Source organism: uncultured Dietzia sp. (genome assembly GCF_937873725.1).
Classification (GTDB): Bacteria; Actinomycetota; Actinomycetes; order Mycobacteriales; family Mycobacteriaceae; genus Dietzia.
The window spans coordinates 36,344-59,519 of the sequence record NZ_CALMYY010000123.1; the positions used below are offsets into that span (position 1 = coordinate 36,344).

18 protein-coding genes are annotated in these 23,176 nt (G+C 73.6%); 8 read left to right on the forward strand and 10 right to left on the reverse strand.

What is annotated here, in order from left to right:
• Nucleotides 1-12 precede the first annotated feature (12 nt).
• The 4 genes from Q0444_RS13510 to otsB form a co-directional block, all read right to left on the reverse strand.
• On the reverse strand, nt 13-861 hold the full coding sequence (locus Q0444_RS13510; protein ID WP_291086010.1) for a metal ABC transporter permease: 849 nt from the start codon (nt 859-861) through the stop codon (nt 13-15).
• Nucleotides 861-1,667: a metal ABC transporter ATP-binding protein gene (locus tag Q0444_RS13515; protein WP_299023451.1), complete on the reverse strand. Its 807-nt coding sequence runs from the start codon at nt 1,665-1,667 to the stop codon at nt 861-863. Before Q0444_RS13515 ends, Q0444_RS13510 begins: the two co-directional genes overlap by 1 nt.
• 67 nt (nt 1,668-1,734) lie before the next feature.
• Nucleotides 1,735-2,745: a metal ABC transporter solute-binding protein, Zn/Mn family gene (locus Q0444_RS13520; protein ID WP_299023445.1), complete on the reverse strand. Its 1,011-nt coding sequence runs from the start codon at nt 2,743-2,745 to the stop codon at nt 1,735-1,737.
• 104 nt (nt 2,746-2,849) lie between these two features.
• Nucleotides 2,850-3,608: a trehalose-phosphatase gene (otsB, locus tag Q0444_RS13525; RefSeq protein WP_291086005.1), complete on the reverse strand. Its 759-nt coding sequence runs from the start codon at nt 3,606-3,608 to the stop codon at nt 2,850-2,852.
• Between the two features lie 152 nt (nt 3,609-3,760).
• Here otsB and Q0444_RS13530 point away from each other — a divergent pair, with 152 nt between their 5' ends.
• The gene (locus Q0444_RS13530; protein ID WP_291086001.1) at nt 3,761-4,036 is read left to right on the forward strand and encodes a WhiB family transcriptional regulator; all 276 of its coding nucleotides are present in this window, start codon (nt 3,761-3,763) and stop codon (nt 4,034-4,036) included.
• A gap of 16 nt (nt 4,037-4,052) precedes the next feature.
• Here Q0444_RS13530 and Q0444_RS13535 read toward each other — a convergent pair whose 3' ends face one another.
• The 4 genes from Q0444_RS13535 to kstR all read right to left on the reverse strand — a co-directional run bounded on the left by Q0444_RS13535 (nt 4,053) and on the right by kstR (nt 10,543).
• Nucleotides 4,053-5,516 carry an NAD-dependent succinate-semialdehyde dehydrogenase gene (locus Q0444_RS13535; protein ID WP_299023446.1) on the reverse strand — a complete coding sequence of 488 codons (1,464 nt, stop codon included), beginning with the start codon at nt 5,514-5,516 and terminating at the stop codon, nt 4,053-4,055.
• Nucleotides 5,513-8,440: an FAD-binding and (Fe-S)-binding domain-containing protein gene (locus tag Q0444_RS13540; protein ID WP_299023447.1), complete on the reverse strand. Its 2,928-nt coding sequence runs from the start codon at nt 8,438-8,440 to the stop codon at nt 5,513-5,515. Before Q0444_RS13540 ends, Q0444_RS13535 begins: the two co-directional genes overlap by 4 nt.
• Entirely contained in the window at nt 8,437-9,726 is a 1,290-nt protein-coding gene (locus Q0444_RS13545; protein WP_291082521.1) for an aspartate aminotransferase family protein, read from the reverse strand. Before Q0444_RS13545 ends, Q0444_RS13540 begins: the two co-directional genes overlap by 4 nt.
• 97 nt (nt 9,727-9,823) lie before the next feature.
• Nucleotides 9,824-10,543 (reverse strand): cholesterol catabolism transcriptional regulator KstR, encoded by a 720-nt coding sequence (gene kstR / locus Q0444_RS13550; RefSeq protein ID WP_291082524.1) that lies wholly within the window; start codon nt 10,541-10,543, stop codon nt 9,824-9,826.
• Between the two features lie 191 nt (nt 10,544-10,734).
• On the opposite strand from kstR, the gene Q0444_RS13555 reads away from it, so the two are divergent.
• The 6 genes from Q0444_RS13555 to Q0444_RS13580 are packed head-to-tail and all read left to right on the forward strand — an operon-like array spanning nt 10,735 to nt 18,795.
• Entirely contained in the window at nt 10,735-12,906 is a 2,172-nt protein-coding gene (locus tag Q0444_RS13555; protein WP_291082527.1) for an acyl-CoA dehydrogenase, read from the forward strand.
• Nucleotides 12,907-12,961: 55 nt separating this feature from the next.
• Nucleotides 12,962-15,307, forward strand: a complete 2,346-nt coding sequence (locus tag Q0444_RS13560) for an acyl-CoA dehydrogenase (protein ID WP_291082530.1) — start codon at nt 12,962-12,964, stop codon at nt 15,305-15,307.
• Nucleotides 15,308-15,348: 41 nt separating this feature from the next.
• Nucleotides 15,349-16,383 (forward strand): bifunctional MaoC family dehydratase N-terminal/OB-fold nucleic acid binding domain-containing protein, encoded by a 1,035-nt coding sequence (locus Q0444_RS13565; protein ID WP_299023448.1) that lies wholly within the window; start codon nt 15,349-15,351, stop codon nt 16,381-16,383.
• Nucleotides 16,380-16,814: a MaoC family dehydratase gene (locus Q0444_RS13570; RefSeq protein ID WP_291082536.1), complete on the forward strand. Its 435-nt coding sequence runs from the start codon at nt 16,380-16,382 to the stop codon at nt 16,812-16,814. The genes Q0444_RS13565 and Q0444_RS13570 overlap by 4 nt, the downstream gene beginning before the upstream one ends.
• On the forward strand, nt 16,811-17,989 hold the full coding sequence (locus Q0444_RS13575) for a lipid-transfer protein (RefSeq protein WP_299023449.1): 1,179 nt from the start codon (nt 16,811-16,813) through the stop codon (nt 17,987-17,989). The genes Q0444_RS13570 and Q0444_RS13575 overlap by 4 nt, the downstream gene beginning before the upstream one ends.
• Complete coding sequence (locus Q0444_RS13580) at nt 17,986-18,795, forward strand: oxygenase MpaB family protein (protein WP_291085993.1); 810 nt, start codon at nt 17,986-17,988, stop codon at nt 18,793-18,795. The genes Q0444_RS13575 and Q0444_RS13580 overlap by 4 nt, the downstream gene beginning before the upstream one ends.
• Here Q0444_RS13580 and Q0444_RS13585 read toward each other — a convergent pair.
• Nucleotides 18,792-19,823 (reverse strand): alpha/beta hydrolase, encoded by a 1,032-nt coding sequence (locus Q0444_RS13585; RefSeq protein ID WP_291085991.1) that lies wholly within the window; start codon nt 19,821-19,823, stop codon nt 18,792-18,794. The genes Q0444_RS13580 and Q0444_RS13585 overlap by 4 nt on opposite strands.
• Before the next feature lie 238 nt (nt 19,824-20,061).
• On the opposite strand from Q0444_RS13585, the gene Q0444_RS13590 reads away from it, so the two are divergent.
• On the forward strand, nt 20,062-21,711 hold the full coding sequence (locus Q0444_RS13590; RefSeq protein ID WP_291085989.1) for an AMP-binding protein: 1,650 nt from the start codon (nt 20,062-20,064) through the stop codon (nt 21,709-21,711).
• Between the two features lie 12 nt (nt 21,712-21,723).
• Here the strand turns inward: Q0444_RS13590 and Q0444_RS13595 are convergent, their stop codons facing one another.
• A complete protein-coding gene (locus tag Q0444_RS13595; RefSeq protein ID WP_299023450.1) occupies nt 21,724-23,109 on the reverse strand; it encodes a maltokinase N-terminal cap-like domain-containing protein in 1,386 nt (461 codons plus the stop codon).
• Nucleotides 23,110-23,176 lie beyond the last annotated feature (67 nt).

The window sequence follows — 23,176 nt, forward strand, 5'->3', positions numbered from 1 at the left end:
CGGCGTGGCGGGTCAGCGCCGCGCCGCCGCGACCGCCCGGCACGCCAGGTAGATGACGAACGAGATGGTGGTGACGAACACCGAGACCGGCACCCCGGGCGCGAGCGAGAGCAGCATCCCGCCGACCGCCGCGACCTCGGCGAAGAGGATGGTCAGCGCGATCGCCCGGCCGGGGCTGGAGGTCACCGCGGCGGCCGCGGCGGCGGGGGTGATGAGCAGCGAGAGCACGAGCAGCGCGCCCACCACCTGCACGGCCTGCGCGGCCGCCAGTCCGACCAGGACCGCGAAGACCATGTTGATCGCCCGCACCGGAACCCCCCGGGCCTCGGCCACCTCGGGGTCCGCGGAGGAGAACACGAGCGGCCGGTAGAGCGCGATCAGCGAGACGCAGATGATCGCCGCGACCACCGCCATCTGCACCAGGCCGTGTTCGGACACCCCCACGATCTGCCCGGTGAGCAGGGAGAAGCTGGTGCCGGACCGGCCGGGGTAGAGGTGGATGAACAGCACGGCCAGGCCGAGCCCGAACGCCAGCACCACGCCGATCGAGCTGTCGCGTTGGGAGGCGCGGGAGCCCATCAGCCCGAACATCAGGGCGGCCACCACTGAGCCGAGGATCGCGCCCAGGCCCAGGTTCATCCCGAAGAGCAGCGCGGCGGCGGCGCCGGTGAGGGCGAGCTCGCTGGCCCCGTGCACGGAGAACGACATCTGCCGCATCACGATGAACGGGCCGATCGCGCCCGCGATTAGCCCGAGCAGGGCGATCGCCGCCAGCCCGTACAGCACGAAGTCCTGTCGCAGGAGGGTCGCCGTCACCTCGGTGTCGGCGATCGATCCGACGATCTCCAGAAGGCGGTTCATCAGTGCGCTCCGTGGTCGTGGTGGTGGCCGGTGGTCCAGGGCTCGGCGCTGAGGTGCTGGGTGTCGCCCACCACGACGATCTGGCCGCGCACCCGCAGCACCTCGACGGGGGAGGAGTAGAGGTCGGACATGACCTCGGTGGTGAACACCTCGTCGGGGGTGCCGATGCGGTGGCGACCGTCGACCAGATAGACGATCCGGTCGACCATCGGCAGGACCGGGTTGATCTCGTGGGTGACGAACAGGACGGCGGTGCCGTGATCCCGCCGCCGGTGGTCGAGCACGGAGGCGACGGTCCGCTGGCCGGTCAGGTCCAGGCTGAGCAGGGGTTCGTCGCAGAGCATGACGCAGGGGTCGCAGGCGATGGCCTGGGCCACCCGGACGCGCTGTTGCTCCCCGCCGGACATGCGGCCGAGCGGCTTGTCCGCCAGCGGTCCGGCCCCGAGGCGGGCGAGCGCGTCGTGGGCGACCCGCCGCTTCTCCCCGCGCCGGGAAGGCCACCCCGGGCCCCCGCGCGTGCCGTCGATCCCGAGCCCCACCAGGTCCCGCCCGCGCAGGGTGATGCCCGGGTCGAACGATTTCTGCTGGGGCACGTACCCCAGGTGGGTGCCGCGGTGCCCGGGGGCGCGGCCGTCGACGAGCACGGTGCCGGAGTCGGGTTCCAGCTCCCCGAGCAGCACCTTGAGCAGGGTGGTCTTGCCCGCGCCGTTGGGCCCGAGGATCGCGATGAACTCGCCGGGCGCCACCTCGAGGTCGAGGTCGCGGACGAGGGTGCGGCCCCCGCGCGAGACCGTCACCGACTCCAGCGAGACGACGGGCCCCGGCCCTGGCGTGCCCCGGACGTGGGAGCCCACCGGGTCGGTGCCCGCCGGATCAGTGCCCACCGTCGGCCGCCGGGGTCGCGCCGGCGAGGGCGGAGGACAGGGAGTCGACGATGCCGGTCATCCAGGTGACGTAGTCGGAGCCCTCGGGGAGGGTCTCGGTGAGATCGACGACGACGAGGTCGGCCTCCTCGGCCGCGTCGCGGACGCGGGAGGTGACGGGCGTCACGGTCTGGGTGTTGAACGCCAGGAAGGCGACCCGTCCCTCGGACACCAGGTCGAGCATGGCGGCGAGGTCGGCCGCGGACGGGTCCGTGTCGTCCTCGACCGAGGACAGGAACCCGCGGGGCGTCAGGTCCTCCAGGTGGGCGGCGTCGAAGAGGTGGGCGGCGACCCGCTCGGTCTGGGCGTACCGGAAGCGCCCGCGGTCGTGGATCTGGTCGAGGCGGTCCTCGAGCGGGGTCAGGGCGTCGGTGAAGTCGCGGGCGTTGTCCCGGTACTCCTGGGCGTGCCCGGGGTCGATCCCCGCCAGTTCCCCGGCGATCCGCTCGGCCACCGCGGCGGCGGTGGGCAGGCTGAACCACACGTGCTCGTTGGTCCCCGCCTCGTCCGCGTGCCCGCCGTCGGCGTCGGCGTGCCCGCCGGCGTGGTCGGCCACGGTGGCGCCGGTGGCGGCCGCGAACTCGTCCACAGCGCGGACCACGGGGACGTCACCGGCGGTGTCGAGCGCGCGGTCGACAAAGGCGTCGTAGCCCGCCCCGTTGTAGACCACCAGGTCGGCGGTGGTGACGGCGGCGGCGTCGGCGGGGCTCGCCTCGTACGAGTGGGGGTCGGCGGTCGGGTCGGAGATCACGGCCTCCACGGTCGCGTTGCCGCCGGCCACCCGCCGGGCGATGTCGGCGTAGACGGTGGTGGAGGCCACGACGGTCGGCCCGTCCGAGGCGGAGCCGCCGCCGCCGGTGGACCCGCAGGCGGTGAGGACTGCCGCGCCGACGAAGCCGGCCACGGCGAGGGCGCCAACCCTGGCCAGGCGAGGGGGGCGGGGGAGGGGGGACGACGACATCGGGCACCGCTCTCGTAGTAATGGGAACCGTTGTCGTTAAGTGTAGAGCGGCGGCCTCCCCCGGGGGCGAATCCGGGTGGCCCGCGTGTCAGGAACCCCGCGTGTCAGGAACGCAGCTCGGCGAGCTCCCCGAGCAGGCCGACCACCGCGTCGATGTCGGCCACGCGATGCCGCGCGAGGGTCGGGCCGTCGCCGACCTTGATGCCGATGTCCCCGTCCCGCAGGCGGGCGAAGCCGCGCTCGTCGGTCACGTCGTCGCCGATGAACACGGCGAGGTCCGCCCCGGCCCGCTCGACCAGCGTCTCGATGGCCGCGCCCTTGCTCGCCTCGCGGACCGCGATCTCCACGACGTTCTTGCCCTCGGTCACAAACACGCCGTCGAGCGCGGCGGGCCCGGCCATGGCCTCGGCCATCGCCCGCTCGCGCAGGGCGGGGTCCTCGACCGGGCGGACGTGCAGCACGGCGGCCGTGGGCTTGGATTCGACGTGCGCCCCGGGGGTGCGCGAGGCGATCTCCCCGAGTCGGGAACCCACCCGGGCGAGCAGCGCCACCTCGTCGTCGTCGAGGGGGGTGGCGAACCCGCCCTCCCACTCCGACCCGTGGCTCCCCACCAGGACCACCGGCGCCCCGGCGCCGCTCACCCGGGCCAGCGCGGCGCGGTTGCGGCCGGACAGCAGGGCGACCGTGGTGCGGGGCAGCCCGGCGAGGCGCACCAGCGCCTCGATGGCGCCGGGGGCCGGGATGGCGCGGGTGGGGTCGTCGACGAACGGCGCGAGGGTGCCGTCGTAGTCGCACGCGATCACGAGGATGGGGGCCTGCGCCGCGCGGCGCAGGGCCGGGGCGAGGCCGGGGTCGGTGGTCATGTCGCTAAGCGTAGAAGGCGGCGGCCCGCCCCGGTGGGGTGAGGTGGCCCGCGACGTGTGCCAGGTCACCCCGATCCCCGGGCCCTCCCACCCCTGGGGGTGTGCCGCGCGCCCGCCCGGTGATCGAGGCTGGAGGGGACGGTGGGAGGACCATGCAGTGGAGTGAACCGACCAGGATCGACGAGCAGTGGGCGTGGGCCGACCGGGGCGAGTGTCAGGACGTCCCGGACCTGTTCTACAACGCCGAGGACGAGCCCAAGGGGCTGCGCCGGCGCAAGGAGTCGGCCGCCAAGGAGCTGTGCGAGCGGTGCCCGGTGCTCGCGGAGTGCCGCACCCACGCGATGGTCAACCGCGAGCTGTACGGCGTGTGGGGCGGGCTCACGGAGGGCGAACGGCACCGGCTGGCGGGCCGGTTGCGCACCGGGTGAACCGGCGGCGGGCCGGTCAGCGGACGGGGATCGCCACGAGCTTGGTCTCCAGGAACTCCTCGATCCCCGTCAGCCCGCCCTCGCGGCCCAGCCCCGACTGCTTGATCCCGCCGAACGGCGCCGCCGGGTTGGAGACCACTCCGACGTTGATCCCGACCATCCCGGCCTGCAGCCGCTCGGACATCGTCAGCGCGCGGTCGAGGTTCTCCGTCATCACGTAGGAGACCAGCCCGAACTCGGTGGCGTTGGCCAGGGCCACCGCCTCGTCGTCCGAGTCGAAGGGGACCAGCGCCGCGACGGGCCCGAAGATCTCGGTGGACATCAGCTCGGCGTCCGCGGACACCCCGGTCAGCACGGTGGGCGGGTAGAAGAACCCGGGCCCCTCGCCGCGCGAGCCGCCGCACAGCACCTCGGCGCCGCGCGCCACCGCGTCGTCGACCAGGTCCGCGACCTTGTCCACGGCCTTCTCCTCGACCAGCGGTCCCACGTCGGTCCCGTCGACGGCGCCGTCGCCGACGGTGAGCGCGGCCATCCGCTCCGACAGGCGCCGGCCGAACTCGCCGATCACGGAGCGGTGGACCAGGATCCGGTTGGCCGACGTGCAGGCCTCGCCCATGTTCCGCATCTTGGCGGCCATCGCGGCGCCGACGGCGGTGTCGAGGTCCGCGTCCGAGCACACGACGAACGGGGCGTTGCCGCCCAGCTCCATGGAGGTCCGCAGGACGCCGCGCGCGCACTGCTCGAGCAGCATCCTGCCGACCGGCGTGGACCCGGTGAAGGACAGCTTGCGGGCGATCCCCGAGTCGATCCACGGCTCCACCACGCCACCGGGGGAGGTCGTGCACACCACGTTGAGGACGCCGGCGGGAAGCCCGGCCTCGCGCAGCAGGTCCACCAGGTACAGCGAGGTCAGCGGGGTGAGCTCGGCGGGCTTGAACACCATCGTGCAGCCGGCGGCGACCGCGGGGCCGATCTTGCGGGTGGCCATGGCCAGCGGGAAGTTCCACGGGGTGACGAGGATGCACGGCCCCACCGGCTCGGAGGTCACCAGCAGCCGGGTGTTGCCGTCGGGGGAGCGGCGGGCGTCGCCGCGGATGCGGCAGGCCTCCTCGGAGAACCAGCGGAGGAACTCGGCGCCGTAGGCCACCTCGCCGCGCGCCTCGGCCAGCGGCTTGCCCATCTCGGTGGTCATGATCAGCGCGAGCTCGTCGGCGCGCTCGATGAGCAGCTCGTACGCTCGCCGCAGGATCTCGGCCCGCTCGCGCGCGGGGACGGCTCCCCACGAGGCCTGGGTCCGCCCGGCGGCCTCGATCGCGGCGGCCGCGTCGTCGGGTCCGCCGTCGGCAACGGTCGCCACGACCTCCCCGGTGGCCGGGTTGTGCACCTCGAACGTGGCGCCCGAGGCGGCGTCGCGCCACCGGCCGTCGATGTGCACGCCGGTGCCGAGGTCGGCGATGATGTCGGCTGCGGTTCGGGTCATGTGTGCCTCCTGGCGGGTGACGGGGCGGGGTCCGGGTCGAGGAGCTCGAACAGGTGGTGGCCGGTGCGGCCCAGGTGCTCGACCTGGGTGGCGCACGAGACCCCGTCGGTGAGGACGGGCGCGTCGGGGTCGGCGCGCAGGGCGGGGGCCAGGGACTGCTCGGCGATCGCGGCGGTGACGGCCTCGTGGCCGGCGGTGAACCCGAAGTCGCCGGCGACGCCGCAGCAGCCGGTGGCCTCGCGGACCGAGCCCACGCCCAGCGCGGTGAGGGTCGCGCGCTGGACGCGGTTGCCGAAGGTCGCGTACTCGTGGCAGTGGGTCTGGACGGTCACCCGGTCCGGGGCGTGCCCGCCGGGCCACGCGGGGGCGCGGCCCTCGGCGGCGAGTCGGCCCACGTGGTCGGCGGCGGAGCGGACGCGGGCGGCCACGCGGCGCGCGGCCGCCGCGTCCGGACTGTCGCGCAGGAGCCGGGGGAGGTCCTCGCGGAGGGTGGCGGCGCAGGAGGGTTCGACGACGACGACGGGGACCTCCTGCCCGCCCGGCCCGCGGATGGCGTCGAGGTGCCGGGCGGTCCGGCCCATGGTGCGGCGGGCCGCGTCCAGCCGGCCGGTGGTGACGTGGGTCAGGCCGCAGCAGTGGCCGGCGCTGCAGGCCACCGAGGCGTGCGCGCCGCCGAGGACGCGGGCGGCGGCGCCGGCGACGGCGGGCCGCAGCCCGCGGGTGAACGAGTCGAGGAACAGCACGACCTCGGCGGAGGTCCGCCCCGGCGGCGGTTCGCGGACGGTCCACACGCCGGCGGGCACGCGGGCCAGCTCGTCGCGCAGCGCGCGGGCGGAGGTGAAGCGGGGCAGGGCGCGCTCCGCGGTGATGCCGCCCAGTCGCGCGGCGGCGCGGCCCGCCCGGGTGCCGAGCGCGGCGTTGAGGGGCCCGGCGGCCCGCGCGGTCCCGCGCAGCCACAGCGGGAGCAGGCCGAGGGAGTAGTGGGCCCGGGGGCGGACTCGACGCCTGTAGCGGAGGTGCAGGGCCTCGGACTTGAAGGCGGCCATGTCGACGCCGGTCGGGCAGTCCGAGGAGCACGCCCTGCACGCCAGGCACAGCGCGAGCGAGTCCTCGACCGCGGGGTCGTCGATCGGCAGCGTGCCGCGGACCACCTCCTGGAGGACGCGGGCGCGGCCGCGGGTGGAGTCCTTCTCGTCGCCGGTGGCGCGGAAGGACGGGCACATCACGCCGCCGGTGGAGGTGCGGCAGCGGCCCACCCCGATGCAGGCCTGGACCGGGTGGGCGCCGTCCGGGGACGTGAGCAGGCCGAGGTCGCGCGGGGCGCGGCGGTCGGGGACCCCGGCCAGCGCGAGGTCGGCGTCCAAGGGCCGGGTGGCCGTCATCCCGCCGGGAGCGAGGATCCCGGCCGGGTCCCAGGCCCTGGCGAAGCGCTCGAACGCGCCGAGCATCTCCGGCGTGTACATGATCGGCAGGAGCTCGGAGCGGGCGCGGCCGTCCCCGTGCTCGCCGGACAGCGAGCCCCCGTGGCGCACCGCGAGGTGGGCGGCGTCGGTGCAGAAGGCGCGGAACACGGCCCGGCCGTCCTCGCTGCGCAGGTCGAACGAGATGCGGATGTGCATGCAGCCGGCGCCGAAGTGCCCGTACATCACGCCGGTGAGTCCGTGCAGGCCGAGCAGGTCCCGGAACTCCGCGAGGTAGTCCGCCAGGCGCCCGGGCGGCACCGCCGAGTCCTCCCAGCCCGGCCATGACTCGATGGTCGCGCCGGTGGCGGGGTCGGTGAGCCGCGAGCTGAGCCCGGCTCCGTCCTCGCGCACCCGCCACAGGTCGGCGCGGGCGGCGGGGTCGGCCACGACGAGCGCCTCGAGCGCGTGGCCGCCGCGGACCAGCCCGTCCCCCAGCTCGGCCACCCGGTCGTCGGGGCCGTCGAGCTCCACGAAGAGCCACGCCCGCCCGGCGGGCAGGTCGGCGACCGCGTCCGCGCCGCGGCGCTCCCGCATGGTCGCCACGATCACCTCGTCGATCCCCTCGACCGCCGTGGGGCCGTACCGCAGGATCGCGGGGACGTCCCGGGCGGCGTCCACGACGTCGGCGTACCCCACCACCAGGAGCCCGGTCCGCTCGGCGCGGGGGACGATCCGCATGGTCGCGGCGGCGACGATCGCGCAGGTGCCCTCCGAGCCGACGAGCGAGCGGGCGACGTCGAAGCCCTCCTCGGGCAGCAGGTGCCGGAGGTGGTAGCCGGTGACCTGGCGGGGAAGGCGCCCGAGCTCGGTCCGGATCGCGGCCAGGTGGTCGGAGGCGAGGTCGCGCAGCTGCGCGGTGAGGTGCCCGGCGCGCGCGGCGGCGGCGGCGTCGGCCGGATCGGTGGCCTCGATCCCGGTCCGGGTGGCGGTGAGGCGCAGGCCGTCGGCGGTGACCAGGCGGAGGGCCTCGACGTGGTCGGCCGTCCGCCCGTGGCGCACCGAGTGGTTTCCGCAGGCGTCGTTGCCGATCGCCCCGCCCAGGCAGGCCCGGGACTGGCTGGAGGGGTCGGGGGCGAAGGTCAGTCGCGAGTCGGTGGACTCGTGCACCGCCGCACGCAGCGAGGTGAGCACGGTGCCGGCCTCGGCGGTGACGGTCCCGGCGGCCTCGTCCACCGCCAGGACCCGGTCCAGGTGCCGGGACAGGTCCAGCACCAGGCCGGTGCCGATCGCGTTTCCGGCCATGGACGTACCGCCGCCGCGCGCGGTGGCGGGCACGCCCAGGCGGTGACACACGGCGAGCGCGGCGGCGATCTCGGACTCGGACCGGGGGAAGAGGACGGCGGCGGGGACGACCCGGTAGTTGGAGGCGTCGTAGGAGTACTCGGCTATCCGGCGGGGATCGGCCTCCGGGTCCAGGCCCGCGGCGGTGAGGGCGCGGACCAGCGACTCCGCCGGGGTCACGCCGCCCCGTCGCACACCCGGTGCACGGCGCGGGCGAAGCGCTCGACGCCGGTGTCCACCTCGTCGGCGGTCACCACCAGTGCGGGGATGATGCGCACGACCGAGCCGGTGGGGCCACAGGTCAGGGTGAGCAGGTCCTCGTCGACGCACGCCCGCTGAACCCCCGCGGCCAGGCGCGCGGCCTCCAGCGCGCCGGGGCCGCCGGCGGGCGCGGTGGGGTCGCCGAACTCGACGCCCAGCATGAGCCCGGTGCCGCGGATGTCGCAGATCTCGGCCACGCCGCCGAGGCTGCGCCGCAGCCCGTCGAGGAGCTGCGTCCCGCGCTCGGCCGCGTTGGCCACCAGAGACTCGCGCTCGATCACGCCGAGGGTGGCCACTCCTGCCGCCGCGGCGACGGCGTTGCCGCCGTAGGTGCCGCCCTGCGAGCCCGGCCAGGCCCTGGCCATGATCGCCTCGGGGGCGGCGATCGCGGAGATCGGGAAGCCGGAGGCGATGCCCTTCGCGGTGATGATGACGTCCGGCACCAGGCCCTCGGTGTGCTGGTGCCCCCAGAAGCGGCCCGTCCGGCCGATTCCGGCCTGGACCTCGTCCAGCACGAGGAGCGCGCCGTGGGTGGTGGCGCGCTCGCGCAGCCCCTGCAGGTAGCGCTGCGGGACGGCCTGGTAGCCGCCGTCGCCCAGCACCGGCTCGACCAGGATCGCCGCCAGCTCGCGCGGGTTGATGCGCGTGGCCAGGAGGAAATCGAACTCGGCCAGCGCGAAGTCGACGGCCTCGTCCTCGGTCATGCCCAGGCGCAGCGCGTCGGGGTACGGGGTCTGCGCGACCCCCGACATGAGGGGGCCGAACCCGGCGGAGAACCGGGTCCCGGCGGTCGTCAGGCTCGCCGCGGCGACGGTCCGGCCGTGGAACCCGCGCTGGAGGGTGACGACGTACTGCCGGCCGGTGGCCATGCGCGCCAGGCGCACCGCGGCCTCGACCGCCTCCGAGCCGGAGTTGGCGTAGAACACCGAGTCCAGCCCCTCGGGCAGGTGCTCGCCCAGCTTCGCGGTGAGCTCGAGCAGCGGCTGGTGCATGACGGTCGTGTACTGCGCGTGGATGATCCTCCCGCACTGCTCCCGCGCGGCGGCCACCACGTCCGGGTGGCAGTGCCCGGTGCTGGTCACGCCGATGCCGGTGGTGAAGTCGAGGTAGTCGCGGCCGTCGGTGCCGTGGATCCACGAGCCGTGGGCGTGGTCCACCACGACGGGCGTGGCCTGGGTGAGGACGGGGGACAGGTGCGCTGCCATGACGCCAGTGTGTGACGCGCGCGGGGAGAATTTCACCGATCGGACGATCTTCGCCCGGCACCCGCCCCCGGCCCGTCCCGCAGCCGCGGGGCTCCGGTCAGGCCGTCGCGTCGGCGGTGTCTCCCGGGGTCTCGCCGTTGCCCTCCGCGATGGCGGTGTGCAGGCGGGCCCGCCGGGGCGAGTCGTCCGTGCCGAGCAGCAGGTCGATGGTCAGGCCGAGGCGGTTGCTGACGTCGGCGGCCGTCGAGCGCCGGGTGAGCCAGGAGACGAGGTTGGACATCCACACGTCGGAGACCACGCGGGCTATCGAGAGCTGGATCTCGTCCGGCTCGCCCTGGGCCATGGCGCGGGCGATGATCCGGTCCATGTAGTAGCCCACCTCCTCGACCTCGTTGGCCACGGAGGCGTCGGCGAACATGAACGCCCGGGTCATGGCCTCGGTGAGGTTGGGATCGCGCTGCATGGCCTTGGTGATCATCTCCACCACGATCTTCATCCGCTCCTGGGCGGTGTCGCCGGGCGGGGCCGAGCGTTCGGTGCGCTGGTCCAGTCGACGGAACTCGCGGGCCAGGGCCGAGACCAGGAGGTGGACCTTGGAGGGGAAGTAGCGGTAGAGCGTGCCCACCGCGACCTCGGCCTTCTCTGCCACCGCACGCATCTGCACGGCCTCGTACCCGCCCTTGGCGGCCAGGGCCAGCGTGGCGTCGAGGATCCGCCGACGCCGCTCCCGTTGCGACGTCGTGGTGGGCTCGTCGCTGCGGGACGCGGAGGCCGACGCCGGGGCGTCGCGACCGGTCTCGTCCGGGCTGTTGGTCATGAGGCGAACCTTCTGGGCTGGTGACTCGGGCTGGGCCGGCGGTGGGGAGTCCGGGTCGGGGGCCCGGATTCGTTCGTTCGTGCCCCACTCATGCATTCTAGAACACGTTTCCTAGAACACGTTCTATTATGGGGGCGAGTGCGGGCCCGATGGCCCCGCCGGCACACCCCACGTCCCGCCGAGGAGTCACCGTGAGCATCGCCACCACCCCGGATCAGGCCGAGATCCAGAGCTCGATCAAGGCATGGGCGAAAGCCGCAGATCCGGTGTCGACAGTACGCGCCCAGGAATCCGACCCGGACGCGTGGAAGGCGCTCTGGCCGCAGCTTGCCGAGCTCGGGCTCTTCGGCGTCGCCGTGGCCGAGGAGCACGGCGGCGCGGGCGCGGAGGTCGTCGACCTGGCCTGCATGCTCGAGGCGGCCGCCGCCCGGATGGCCCCGGGCCCGATCATGTCCACCGCGCTCGCCGGCGTCCTGGTCTCCCGCGCGGGCGGCGCGGTCGCCGCGGCGCTGGGCGAGACCCTCGCCGAGGGCGGCCTGCCGGTGGGCGTGTGCCTGGGCTTCGGCTCCACCACGCTCGACGGCTCGGGCGCGGTGACCGGCGACCCGGGCCTCGCCTACGGCGGAACGGTCGGCGGCGGCCTCCTGCTTCCGGTCGAGGTCGGCGGCGACACCCGCTGGGCCCTGCTCGAGGCCGGCACGGAGGGGGTCACCCTGACGCCGTCCACGCCGTACGACATCTCGGCCTCGGTCGCCCGCGTGAGCCTGGCGAACGTGGCCATCCCGGAGAGCCGCGTCCTCGAGGGGATCACCACCGACCACGTCCACCAGCTGTTCGCGACCCTCGCGGCCGCCGAGGCCGCCGGCGTCGCCGAGTACACCCTCACCACGGCGGTCGAGTACGCCAAGATCCGCGAGCAGTTCGGCCGCACCATCGGCTCGTTCCAGTCCATCAAGCACCTTGCGGCCGACATGCTCTGCCGCACCGAGCAGGTCCGGGCCCTGGCCTGGGACGCCGCCGTCGCCGCCGAGGACCTCGGCGCCGCCGACTCCGAGCTACCCGTCGCGGCGGCGGTCGCCGGGGCGCTGGCCTTCGACAACGCCGTGCGCAACTCCCAGGACTGCATCCAGATCCTCGGCGGCATCGGCTTCACCTTCGAGCACGACGCCCACTTCTACCTGCGCCGGGCGGGCGCGCTGAGGCAGGCGATCGGCGGTGCCGCCCGCTGGCGCCGCTCCCTGGCCGAGCTCACGCTGGCCGGCAGGCGCCGCCACCTGGACATCGACCTGTCGGTGATCGACGGGATCGACGCCAGGCGCGAGGAGATCCGCGCGCTGGTGGCCCGTGTCGCGGCCGTCGACGGCGACGAGCGCAAGCGTGCCCTGGCCGACACCGGCCTGTTCATGCCGCACCTGCCCGAGCCGTGGGGCCTGGGCGCCTCGCCGGCCGAGCAGCTGATGATCGACGAGGAGCTCGAGGCGGCGGGCGTCGCGCGCCACGACATCACCATCGGCGGCTGGGCCGTCCCGACCATCCTCCAGGCCGCACCCGAGCACGCGGACAGGCTCGTCCGCGACACCATGGCCGGGACGGTCAAATGGTGCCAGCTATTCTCCGAGCCCGGCGCGGGCTCCGACCTCGCGGCGCTGCGCACCACGGCGGAGAAGGTCGAGGGCGGCTGGAAGCTCAACGGCCAGAAGGTGTGGACCTCGCTGGCCCGCGAGGCCGACTGGGCCATGTGCCTGGCCCGGACCGACCCCGGCGCCCCCAAGCACAAGGGCATCACCTACTTCCTGGTGGACATGCGCTCCGAGGGGATCCGCACCTCGCCGCTGCGCGAGATCACGGGCGAGGCCCTGTTCAACGAGGTCTTCCTCGAGGACCTGTTCGTCCCCGACGAGTTCCAGGTGGGCACCGTCAACGACGGCTGGAAGATCGCCCGCACCACGCTGGCCAACGAGCGCGTGGCCATGGGCGGCGGCTCCTCGCTCGGCGACGCCGCCGAGGAGATCATCGGGCTCATCGAGGCGGCCGGGGTCTCGGGCGACGCCGTGGTCCTGGACGAGCTGGGCAAGCACATCGCCGACGGCGTGGTGGGCAGCCTCCTCGACCTGCGGACCGCCCTGCGCACCCTCGCCGGCGCCGGCCCGGGCGCCGAGTCGTCCGTCCGCAAGATCGTGGGCGTGCGCCACCGCCAGGACATCGCCGAGTTCGGCCTCGAGCTCACCGGCACGGCCGGGGTCGAGTTCACCGAGCAGGGCCGCAAGTTCCTCATGGTCCGCTGCCTGTCGATCGCCGGCGGCACCGAGCAGGTGCTGCTCAACGTGGTGGGCGAGCGCATCCTCGGCCTGCCCCGCGACTGAGCCGCCCCGACCCGACCCGGCCCGCCCCCACCGACCCGAACAGGACTGATCCCCCGTGGACTTCACCCGTACCGAGACCCAGGCCGCCGTCGCCGAGGCGGTCGCCGGCGCACTCTCCACCGCCGCCCCGGCGGAGGAGCTGCTCACCGCGCTGCCCAGCCGCAGCGTCGACGACGCCGGCTACGACGAGCGCCTGTGGTCGGCGTTCGCCGGGTCGGGCCTGCTCTCCCTGGGCCTGCCCGAGGCGCTCGGCGGGGACGGCCTCACCGCGGCCGACATCGCCGTGGTCCTGGAGGAGGTCGGCCGGGCCGGGGTGGTGATCCCGGCGCTGGAGACCCTGGGCCTGGGCGTCCTGCCGATCGTGGCCCTCGGCACCGCCGACCAGCAGCGGGCGCTGCTCGAGGGCATCGAGGACGGCCGCATCCTCACCGCCGCCGTGGCCGAGCCGGGCAACCCGCTGCCGCTCGCGCCCTCCGTGCGGCTGGACGGCGGGACCATCACCGGGACCGTCACCGCGGTCCGCTACGCGGCCCAGGCACGGTCGGTCCTCGTGCCGGCGTCCACGCCCGAGGGTGCCGTCCTCGTCGTCGTGGCCCCCGATGCCCCGGGCGTCACCCTGACGCCGACCCTCGGGTCCCTCGGCGTGCCCGAGTACGCGATGCGGTTCGAGGCCACGCCGGTCGACGACGACGAGGTCCTCCGCGGCACGGGGGACGAGTCCGTCCTCGAGGTCTTCCGACGCCTCGTCCTGTCCGCCTGCATCGCCCACGGCGACGGCCTGGTCTCCGGCGCGCTGGACATGACGGCCGAGTACCTCAGGGGGCGGGTCCAGTTCGGCAGGCCGCTCGGGGCGTTCCAGGCGGTCCAGCAGGAGCTGGCCGACGTCTACATCGTCTCGCGCACGCTGCACGGGATCGCGCAGTCGGTGTCCTGGCGCGTGGCGGAGGGGCTGACCGGCCCGTCCGACCGCTACGCCACCGACCCCACGATCGGGGCCTACTGGCTGGCCGCCGAGGGTCCGCGCGCGGTGCAGATCCTGCACCACCTCCACGGCGGCGTCGGCGTGGACATCACGTACCCCATGTTCCGGTACTCCTCGGCGGTCAAGGACCTCGCCCGCTTCGTGGGAGGCCCCCAGCTCCACCTGGAGGAGCTGGCCGCCGCGGTCGCGGCCGATCCGGTCGACCACGTGGGGAGCCCCGCCGGGGACGCCGGCGCGCAGGGGGACGGCACGTTCATCGACCTCACCCCCGACCAGCGGGCGCTGCAGGCCGAGCTGCGCGAGTACTTCTCCACACTCATCTCGCCCGAGGAGGCGGCGGACATCGCCACCACCCGCCACGGCGACACCTACGCGGAGATCATCAGGCGGATGGGCCGCGACGGCTGGCTGGGCGTGGGCTGGCCCACCGAGTTCGGCGGCAAGGGCTTCGGCCACATCGAGCAGCTGCTCTTCACCAACGAGGCCACCCGAGCCGACGTGCCGCTGCCCTCGGTGACGCTGCAGACCGTGGGGCCGACCCTGCAGAAGTACGGCTCCGAGGTGCAGAAGGAGAGGTTCCTCCCCGGCATCCTCGAGGGCTCCCTGCACTTCGCGATCGGCTACTCCGAGCCGGACGCGGGCACCGACCTCGCCGCGCTGCGCACCACCGCCCGGCGGGACGAGGCGACCGGCGACTGGATCATCAACGGCCAGAAGATGTGGACCACCGGCGGTCACCACGCCGACTACATCTGGCTGGCCGCGCGCACGGGCACGCCGGATTCGCGGCACCGCGGGCTGACGATCTTCATCGTGGACACCACCGACCCCGGGTTCTCCTTCACCCCGATCATCACGTGCGACGGCGCGCACCACGTCAACGCCACCTACTACCAGGATGTGCGCGTGCCCGCGGACATGGTGGTGGGCGAGGTCGACGGCGGCTGGAAGATGCTCACCACCCAGCTCAACCACGAGCGGGTCATGCTGGCCCCGGCCGGGCGGCCGGGCGGGTACTACGACCAGCTGGCCGACTGGGCCCGCGGCACCGGCGCCGACGGGGTCCGGCACCTGGACCGCCCCGAGGTGCGGCGCGGGCTGGCCGAGATCTCCGCCGTGGTCCGCCTCAACGAGCTGCTCAACTGGCAGGTCTCCTCGGCGGGGGAGAACCCGTCGATGGGCGACTCGGCGGCGTCCAAGGTGTTCTCCACCGAGAAGATCCAGCACGTGGGCCGGATCGTCGAGGAGCTCCTCGGGCGCTTCGGCGACCCCACCGATCCCGACACGGCCGCGCTGCAGCGCTGGTTCGACATGATGAACAAGCGCAACGTCGTGATCACCTTCGGCGGCGGCGTCAACGAGGTCATGCGCGAGCTGGTCTGCATGGGCGGCCTCGGCATGCCCCGCACCGCCCGCTAGACCGCCCCCGCCCACGCCCACGAACCCACGAGAAGGCACCCATGAGTGACGAGCAGGCCGGCCGCATCCTCGCCGCGGCCGAGGAGATCCGGGCCGCCGGCGGCAGCGCCCGCCGCGCGGGCCGCGATCCCGTCAACACGCCCATGATCCGCAACTGGACCGAGGCGATCGGGGACCGGAACCCGATCTACGAGTCCGAGGAGGCGGCCGTGGAGGCCGGGCACGGCGGGCTGGTCGCGCCGCCCGCGATGGCGCAGGTGTGGACCATGCGCGGGCTCGGCAGGACCCGCGAGGCGGACGACCCGCTCGGCAACATGACCGATCTCCTCGACGCCGAGGGCTTCACCTCCGTCGTGGCCACGAACTGCGACTCGACCTACCACCGGTACACGCGGCCGGGCGAGGAGGTCACCATCCAGTCGGTGCTCACCGACGTGGTGGGCCCCAAGACCACCGGCCTGGGCGAGGGCTGGTTCTTCACCACCCGCAACTACTGGCGGGTCGGCGACGAGGTGGTGGCCGAGATGGACTTCCGGATCCTCAAGTTCCGCCCCGCCGCCACGAAGGCCGAGGCCACCGCCGCCATCGTCTCGAGCTCCGGCTCGCCCACCGACGACCTGGTCCCCGGCAAGGTCCTGCGCCCGTCGGTCTCCCAGGACACCGCGTTCTTCTGGGAGGGCGTGCGCGCCCACGAGCTGCGCATCCAGACGCGCGAGGACGGCTCGCTCCAGCACCCGCCGGTCCCGGCGCTGTGGAAGGACAAGTCCGAGCAGACCGACTTCGTGGTCTCCTCGGGGCGCGGCACGGTGTTCAGCTTCGTCACCCACCACGCCCCGCGCGTGCCGGGCCGCACCAGGTTCCCGTTCGTGATCGCCCTGGTGGAGCTAGAGGAGGGCGTGCGCATGCTCGGCGAGCTGCGCGGCGTGGACCCGGCCGAGGTGACGATCGGCATGGACGTGGAGGTGGAGTTCCTCGACATGCCGGGGGACACCTCCGAGGACGCGGCCTTCGGCACCGACCCGTGGACGCTCTACGCCTGGCGACCCGCCACCACCGATCAGGGGGAATCCCAGTGAGCGACCGAGTGATCTGCCCGGCCGAACCGCCCGCCGTCGCGGTGGGGGACACCCTGCCCGAGCTGGCGATCGAGGGCACCCCGACGTTCATCGTCGCCTCGGCGCTGGCGACTCGCGACTTCCAGGACGTCCACCACGACCGCGACCTGGCGCACGCCAAGGGCTCGAAGGACATCTTCGTCAACATCCTCACCGACACCGGCCTGGTGCAGCGGTACGTCACCGACTGGGCCGGCCAGAAGGCGCGGATCACCTCCATCAAGCTGCGACTGGGCGTGCCCTGGTACGCGTACGACACCCTCACCCTGAGGGGAGAGGTCACGGGCGTCGACGACGACGGGCTGGTCACGGTGACGATCGTCGGCACCGATTCGCTGGGCGCGCACGTCACCTCCACGGCCACCCTCTACATGAACGGAGACCCGCGGTGAGCACCCTCGCAGACAAGGCGGCGATCGTCGGGATCGGCGCCACCGACTTCTCCAAGGACTCCGGCCGGTCCGAGCTGCGCCTGGCCGCCGAGGCCGTGCGTGCCGCGGTGGCCGACGCGGGCCTGCAGCCGTCGGACGTGGACGGCCTCGTGTCGTTCACCATGGACACCAACACCGAGATCGCCGTGGCCCGCGCCGCGGGCATCGGCCACCTGAACTTCTTCTCCCGCATCCACTACGGCGGCGGCGCCGCGTGCGCCACGGTCCAGCAGGCCGCGATGGCCGTGGCGACCGGCGTGGCCGAGGTGGTGGTCTGTTACCGCGCGTTCAACGAGCGCTCGGGCATGCGCTTCGGGCAGGTCAACAGCGCGCTCGTGCAGCAGGTCAACTCCTCCGGCACGGATAACGCGTTCTCCTACCCGCACGGGCTGTCCACCCCGGCCGGGTTCGTGGCGATGGTCGCGCGGCGCTACATGCACGAGTACGGCGCCACGAGCGAGGACCTCGGTCGGGTCGCGGTGGTGGACCGCAAGCACGCCGCCGTCAACCCGGCCGCGTTCTTCCACGGCAAGCCGATCACGCTCGCCGAGCACCAGGCCTCCCGCTTCATCGCGGAGCCGCTGCACCTGCTGGACTGCTGCCAGGAGTCCGACGGGGGCCAGGCGATCGTCGTGACCACGCCCGAGCGGGCCAAGGACCTGCCGCACCGGCCGGTGTCGATCGCCGCCGCGGCCTCGGGCTCGGGCCCGGACCAGTACATCATGACCTCGTACTACCGCCCGGAGCTCGCCGGGCTGCCCGAGATGGGGATTGTCGGCGACCAGCTGTGGAACCAGTCCGGGCTGCGCCCGGAGGACATGGACATGGCGGTGCTGTACGACCACTTCACGCCGTACGTCCTCATGCAGCTCGAGGAGCTGGGGTTCTGCGGCCGCGGCGAGGCCAAGGACTTCGTCCGCGAGCCGGGCGCGCTCGAGGTGGGCGGCCGCCTGCCACTCAACACGCACGGGGGCCAGCTGGGCGAGGCGTACATCCACGGCATGAACGGCATCGCCGAGGGCGTGCGCCAGCTGCGGGGGGACTCGGTCAACCAGGTGCCCGGAGCCGAGAAGCTGGTCGTGACCGCCGGCACCGGTGTGCCGACCTCGGGCCTGGTCCTCACCGTGGCGGGATGACCTCCGTCACCCGCACCGCGGACGGGCCGACCCTGCGCGACGTCGTTCGCGACGCCTCGTTCCTCGCCGGCGCGCCGCGGCGTTTCCTCATGGAGATCGCGCTCACCCCGGTGGGCCTGGGCGTGGCCGAGCACAGCCGCGCCCTGCGCGACCCGGTCGGGCGGTTCCGCAACACCACCGCGTACATCTACCTGGTGGCGTTCGGCACCCCGACCGAGCGCGAGGCGGTGATCCGGAGGGTCAACCGCGCCCACGGACCGGTCCGCTCGGGCCCCGACGCGCCGGTGGCCTACAGCGCCTTCGACCCGGCGCTCCAGCTGTGGGTGGCCGGCTGCATGTACTACGGCGGGCGCGACCTGTGGCAACGCGTGTTCGGGCCGATGGGCCCCGACGCGGCCGAGCGCCTGTACGAGCAGTTCCAGACCTACGGCACGTCGCTACAGGTGCCCGCGGAGCTGTGGCCGGCCGACCGCGCGGCCTACGACGCCTACCTCGCGCGCACGCTCGACGGGATCGACCTCGACCCGCGGGTGCGCGAGTACGGTCACCGGCTGCTCGACCCGGCGTCGCACCCGCTGCCCGTCCGCCCGGTGCTGCGCCTCGTGCGGTTCGTCACCGTGGGCCTGCTGCCGGACCGGCTCCGCGACGCCTACGGGTTCCCGTGGAGCCCCGTCGACCGGCGGCGCTTCGACGCGCTCATGCGGGTCTCCGCGGCCGCGTATCGCCGCCTGCCCCGCGCCGCCCGGGAGCTGCCCACGGCGCTGGTGCTGCGGGCCTCGCGCAGGAGCGTGGCGCCCCGCGGCTAGTTCCCCCGCAGGCACCCGCGGACGAACGACCCGATGTCGCGCATGGCGATCTTGGCCTCGGGGACCACGGGGTGGAACACCTGGAAGACGTGGAACTGGTGCGGCCAGAGCTGGAACTCGTGGCGGACGCCGTGCTCGGCGAAGCGCTCGGCGAGCTGCTCGATCCCGCCGCAGAAGATCTCCCCGCCGCCGCACTGGATGAGGAACGGCGGCCAGTCGGGCGACGGGACGTAGTGGATCGGCGAGATCGCGGGGTCGCTGGGGTCGACCCCCGGCGCGTACTGGGCGCGGCACAGCTCGGCCAGGCCGACCGCCAGGAACGGGTCCTTCTTGGCCTTGTCGCGCTCGGTCATGTCGGTGAAGTCCAGGTCGACCCAGGGGGAGAGCAGCACGACGCCCGCCGGCATCGCGGCGCCCTGCGCCTCGAGGGCCGCCACCAGCTGGAGGGCGAGGTTGCCGCCGGCGGAGTCTCCGGACACGACGATGTTCTCCGGGGCGAAGCCCATGCTGATCAGCCAGTTCCAGCCGGCGAGGGCGTCCTCGGTGGCGGCGGGGTGCGGGTGCTCGGGCGCCAGCCGGTAGTCGGGGAGGAACACCGGGACTCCGGTCTCGCTGGCCATCCGGGAGGCGAGGGCCTTGTGCGACCAGGGCGAGCCGAAGGTGAATCCACCGCCGTGGATGTGGTAGATCACCCTGTCGGAGTCGAAGAACCGCTTGCGGCCCACCCACAGGCCCGGGACGGGCCCGTCGGAGGACCAGTCGTTGGTGGTCTCGAGGGCGGCCGCGCGCCCGGCGCCCGACGTCAACGCGCGCAGGCGACCGAGCGACGCGTGCGTCGGCGGCATCTTGTCCAGTGCCGGGCGGACGAACAGCCGCAGGCCGCCGGCCAGGCCGCGTGACCTCAGGGTGCCCTGGGAACGGGGGCCGTTGAGCACCGGCCGTCGTTCGGACGGACGGTCGGCCTGGGGGGCGGCCGACATCCGCCCGTCGTGGGGGACATCGCCCGACCCGGTGGCCTGGGGCAACATCAGTCCGTCGTCACGAGGCACGTCTGTAGGCACTGACCGCGTTCCGCTCATCACTAGAATGTAGGGCTTCCCACGGTCGGGGTCACGCCAATCCGCGGACGGGCGCCCAGCTCTTGGAAGAACCTGTTCTAGCTTTGCGCGGTATCGGCAGGTCAGCGGGGCGTCTGGACATGAGAACAAGTTCAGGTCACAATGTGAGGACAGCCACAGTTCGCACCCCCGCGCAAAGGATTCTCCGATGACCGACGCACCCGACCAGTCCACCGATCCGCTCGCCGGAACCAACCCGGAGATGAACCAGGCGGCGGTCTTCGAGGCCGTGGTCGACAAGATCCCGGACAATCTCCTTCTGACCATGGACGGGGTGGACTACACCTACCGGCAGGTCGAGGAGCTCGCCAACCGCATGGGTCACCTCCTCCGCGCGCACGGCGCCGAGCCGCGGACCCACGTCGCGCTGTACATGAAGAACAGCACCGAGCACATGGCGGCGATCGTCGCGGCCATGAAGATCCGGGTGGCCGGGATCAACGTCAACTACCGCTACACCCCGGCCGAGCTGGTCTACCTGTTCAACGACTCGCAGTCCGTCGCCGTGCTGGTCGACGCGGAGTTCGCGGAGACCATGGCGGCCGCCGTGCCGCAGCTGGAGACGGTGAGGTCCGTGCTCGTGGTGGGCGGGGTGCCCGAGGTGCTGGCCACGGCGTGCGCCGAGAAGGGCATCGCCGTGGTCGACGTCGACTCCGAGCTGCCCGCGCAGTCCGCCGCGCGGGACTTCGAGCCCGCCCGCGGCGACGACCACTGGATCGTCTACACCGGCGGCACCACCGGCTTCCCGAAGGGGGTCCAGTGGCACATGTCGGATTACTACTACGCCTGCCTGTCGGGCGGTAACCCCTACGGCGACAAGCGCCACAGCCCGGCCGAGGTCGCCGAGCACGTCTCGCCCGAGGGTGGCTTCAAGATCGTCATCTCGGCCCCTCTCATGCACGGCGCCGGCCTGTTCACCCTGCTGACCTTCGTCAACCTGGGTGGCCACCTCGTCATGTTCCGCGACTTCGACCCGCAGGTGATCGTGGACTCGACGGCCGAGTACAAGGCCCAGCTGCTGATGTTCGTCGGCGACGGCATGGCGGTCCCGATCACGGATGCGTTGCTCGAGGCCAAGGACACCAAGGACTTCAGCGCGCTGTTCATGGTCGCCTCGGGCGGCGGCATCTGGTCCAAGACCTCGCGCGACCGGCTGGTCGCGGAGTTCCCGAACGTCATCATCCGCGACAACTTCGGTGCCTCCGAATCCGGCAACGACGGCGAGATGAGCCTGAACGAGGAGGGGGAGATGCTCCTGCCGCCGGGCCCGCGGCTCGGCCTCATCGACGAGTCCAACGCGCCGATCGCCCCCGGTTCCGACGAGATCGGCTACATCGTCCGCCGCGGCCACGTGCCGATGGGGTACTGGAACGACCCGGAGAAGACGGCCAAGACCTTCCCCGAGGTCGACGGTCGGCGCGTCTCGGTGCTCGGCGACATGGGCCGGGTCCGGGAGGACGGCACGATCGTCTTCCTCGGCCGCGGCTCGGGGTGCATCAACACCGGCGGCGAGAAGGTGTTCCCGGAGGAGGTCGAGCAGGCGCTCAAGGCGCACCCGGCCGTCCACGACGCCCTGGTCGCGGGCGCCCCGGACGAGCGGTTCGGGCAGAAGGTCGCCGCGGTGGTCTCCTTCCGCGAGGGCATGTCCGCGGAGCCCGAGGAGCTCTCGGAGTTCCTGCGGCAGTCCCTGGCCAACTACAAGGTGCCCAAGGTGATCGTCGACGTGCCCGAGATCCGCCGGTCGCCCGCGGGCAAGGCCGACTACAAGTGGGCCAAGGAGCGGATCGCGTCCAACTGACGCGAGGTCCGGTCAGGCGGTCCCGAGGATGCGCTCGACGGCACCCATCGGGACCGCCACCCAGCCGGGCCGGTTGCGGGACTCGTACACCACCTCGTACACGGCCTTGTCGAGCACGTACGCCCGCAGCAGCGCGCCCGTCTCGCGCGGGTCGGCGTCGCTGACCTCGGCGTAGCCAGTGCAGAACGCGTCCACGTTGCGGTCCCGCCACTCCCGCGCCCGGAAGCGCAGCTGACGGTCGGTGACCCCCACGAGCGTGTGCTGCGCGGCGTAGTCGAGGCTGCGCAGGATCCCCGCCACGTCCCGGGCGGGGGAGTCGGGGACCCGGCGCTCCTCGAGCGGCGCCGCGGGCTCGCCCTCGAAGTCGATGACGATCCAGCGGTCCGGCGCGCGGAGGGTCTGGCCCAGGTGCAGGTCCCCGTGGATGCGGTGGACGGGCACCGGCCCGGAGCCGGCCACCTCGTCGAAGACGGCCCGGGCGGCGTCGGCGAACGGCGCGAGCCCGGGGACCTCGGCCACCGCCGCGTCGAGCCGCGCCCGCATGGACGCCACGATCTCGGTGCCGTCCCGGGTGGTGGTGCCGGTCGCGGCCGCGAGGTCGTCGTGGACCTGGGCGACGGCCGCCCCGAGCCGGCGGGACTCGTCGGCGAAATCGGTGCCCACCTCCTCGGCCAGCAGGTCGGCCTCGGCGAACAGGTCGCGGACGCTCGCCGTGGCCATCGCCCACCCGTCCGCGGCGCCCGCCATGAACTCCTGGGCCATGGCCAGGGTGGTGGGGCCGCCGCCTGGCTCGTCGTCGTCGTCCGCGCCGCCCAGTTCCACCCACCCCCGCAGCGCCGCGACGGCCGGGCAGTCCCGCCGGGCCAGCGCGGCGTGGAGTTCCACGTCGGGGTTGACGCCCGGCTGGACCAGGCGGAACACCTTGACCATGAGGTCGTCGCCGAACACCAGTGACGAGTTGGACTGCTCGCCCTCGAGGAGCCGCCCGCGGACGGGGGCCGGGGCCGGGGCGCCCTCGACCAGGCGGAACCTCAGCCCCCCCACCTCGTCCCTCCCGGCGAGGTGGGTCACGAGCGACTCGGTGCCCCGGGGGTCCCGGAGGCCGTCGTAGACCACCGGGTCGGCGCCCTCGGCGGTGAGCGGGAAGGCCCGCCGGTCGTCGGGCAGGGCGTGCGCGGTAGCCAGCGGCACCTGGTAGCGCTGCGGCAGGCCGCCCGCCAGGACGTCGACCAGCAGGTGTTCCACCAGCACCTCGGGGTGGTCGAGCAGCACGGCCCGCCGGGCGATCCGCACCCCGGACAGCTCCCGGCCCTTGCCCGCGAACCACCGCTGCTCGGGCAGCCAGGCCGCGAGGAGCGCGGTCAGGGTCGCCTCGTCCACGGCGGGGATGCCCGTCATTTCGGGGCCTCGTCCGGGGGGCGCAGTTCGAGCCAGTAGAAGCCGTACCCCGGCAGGGGCAGCTGGG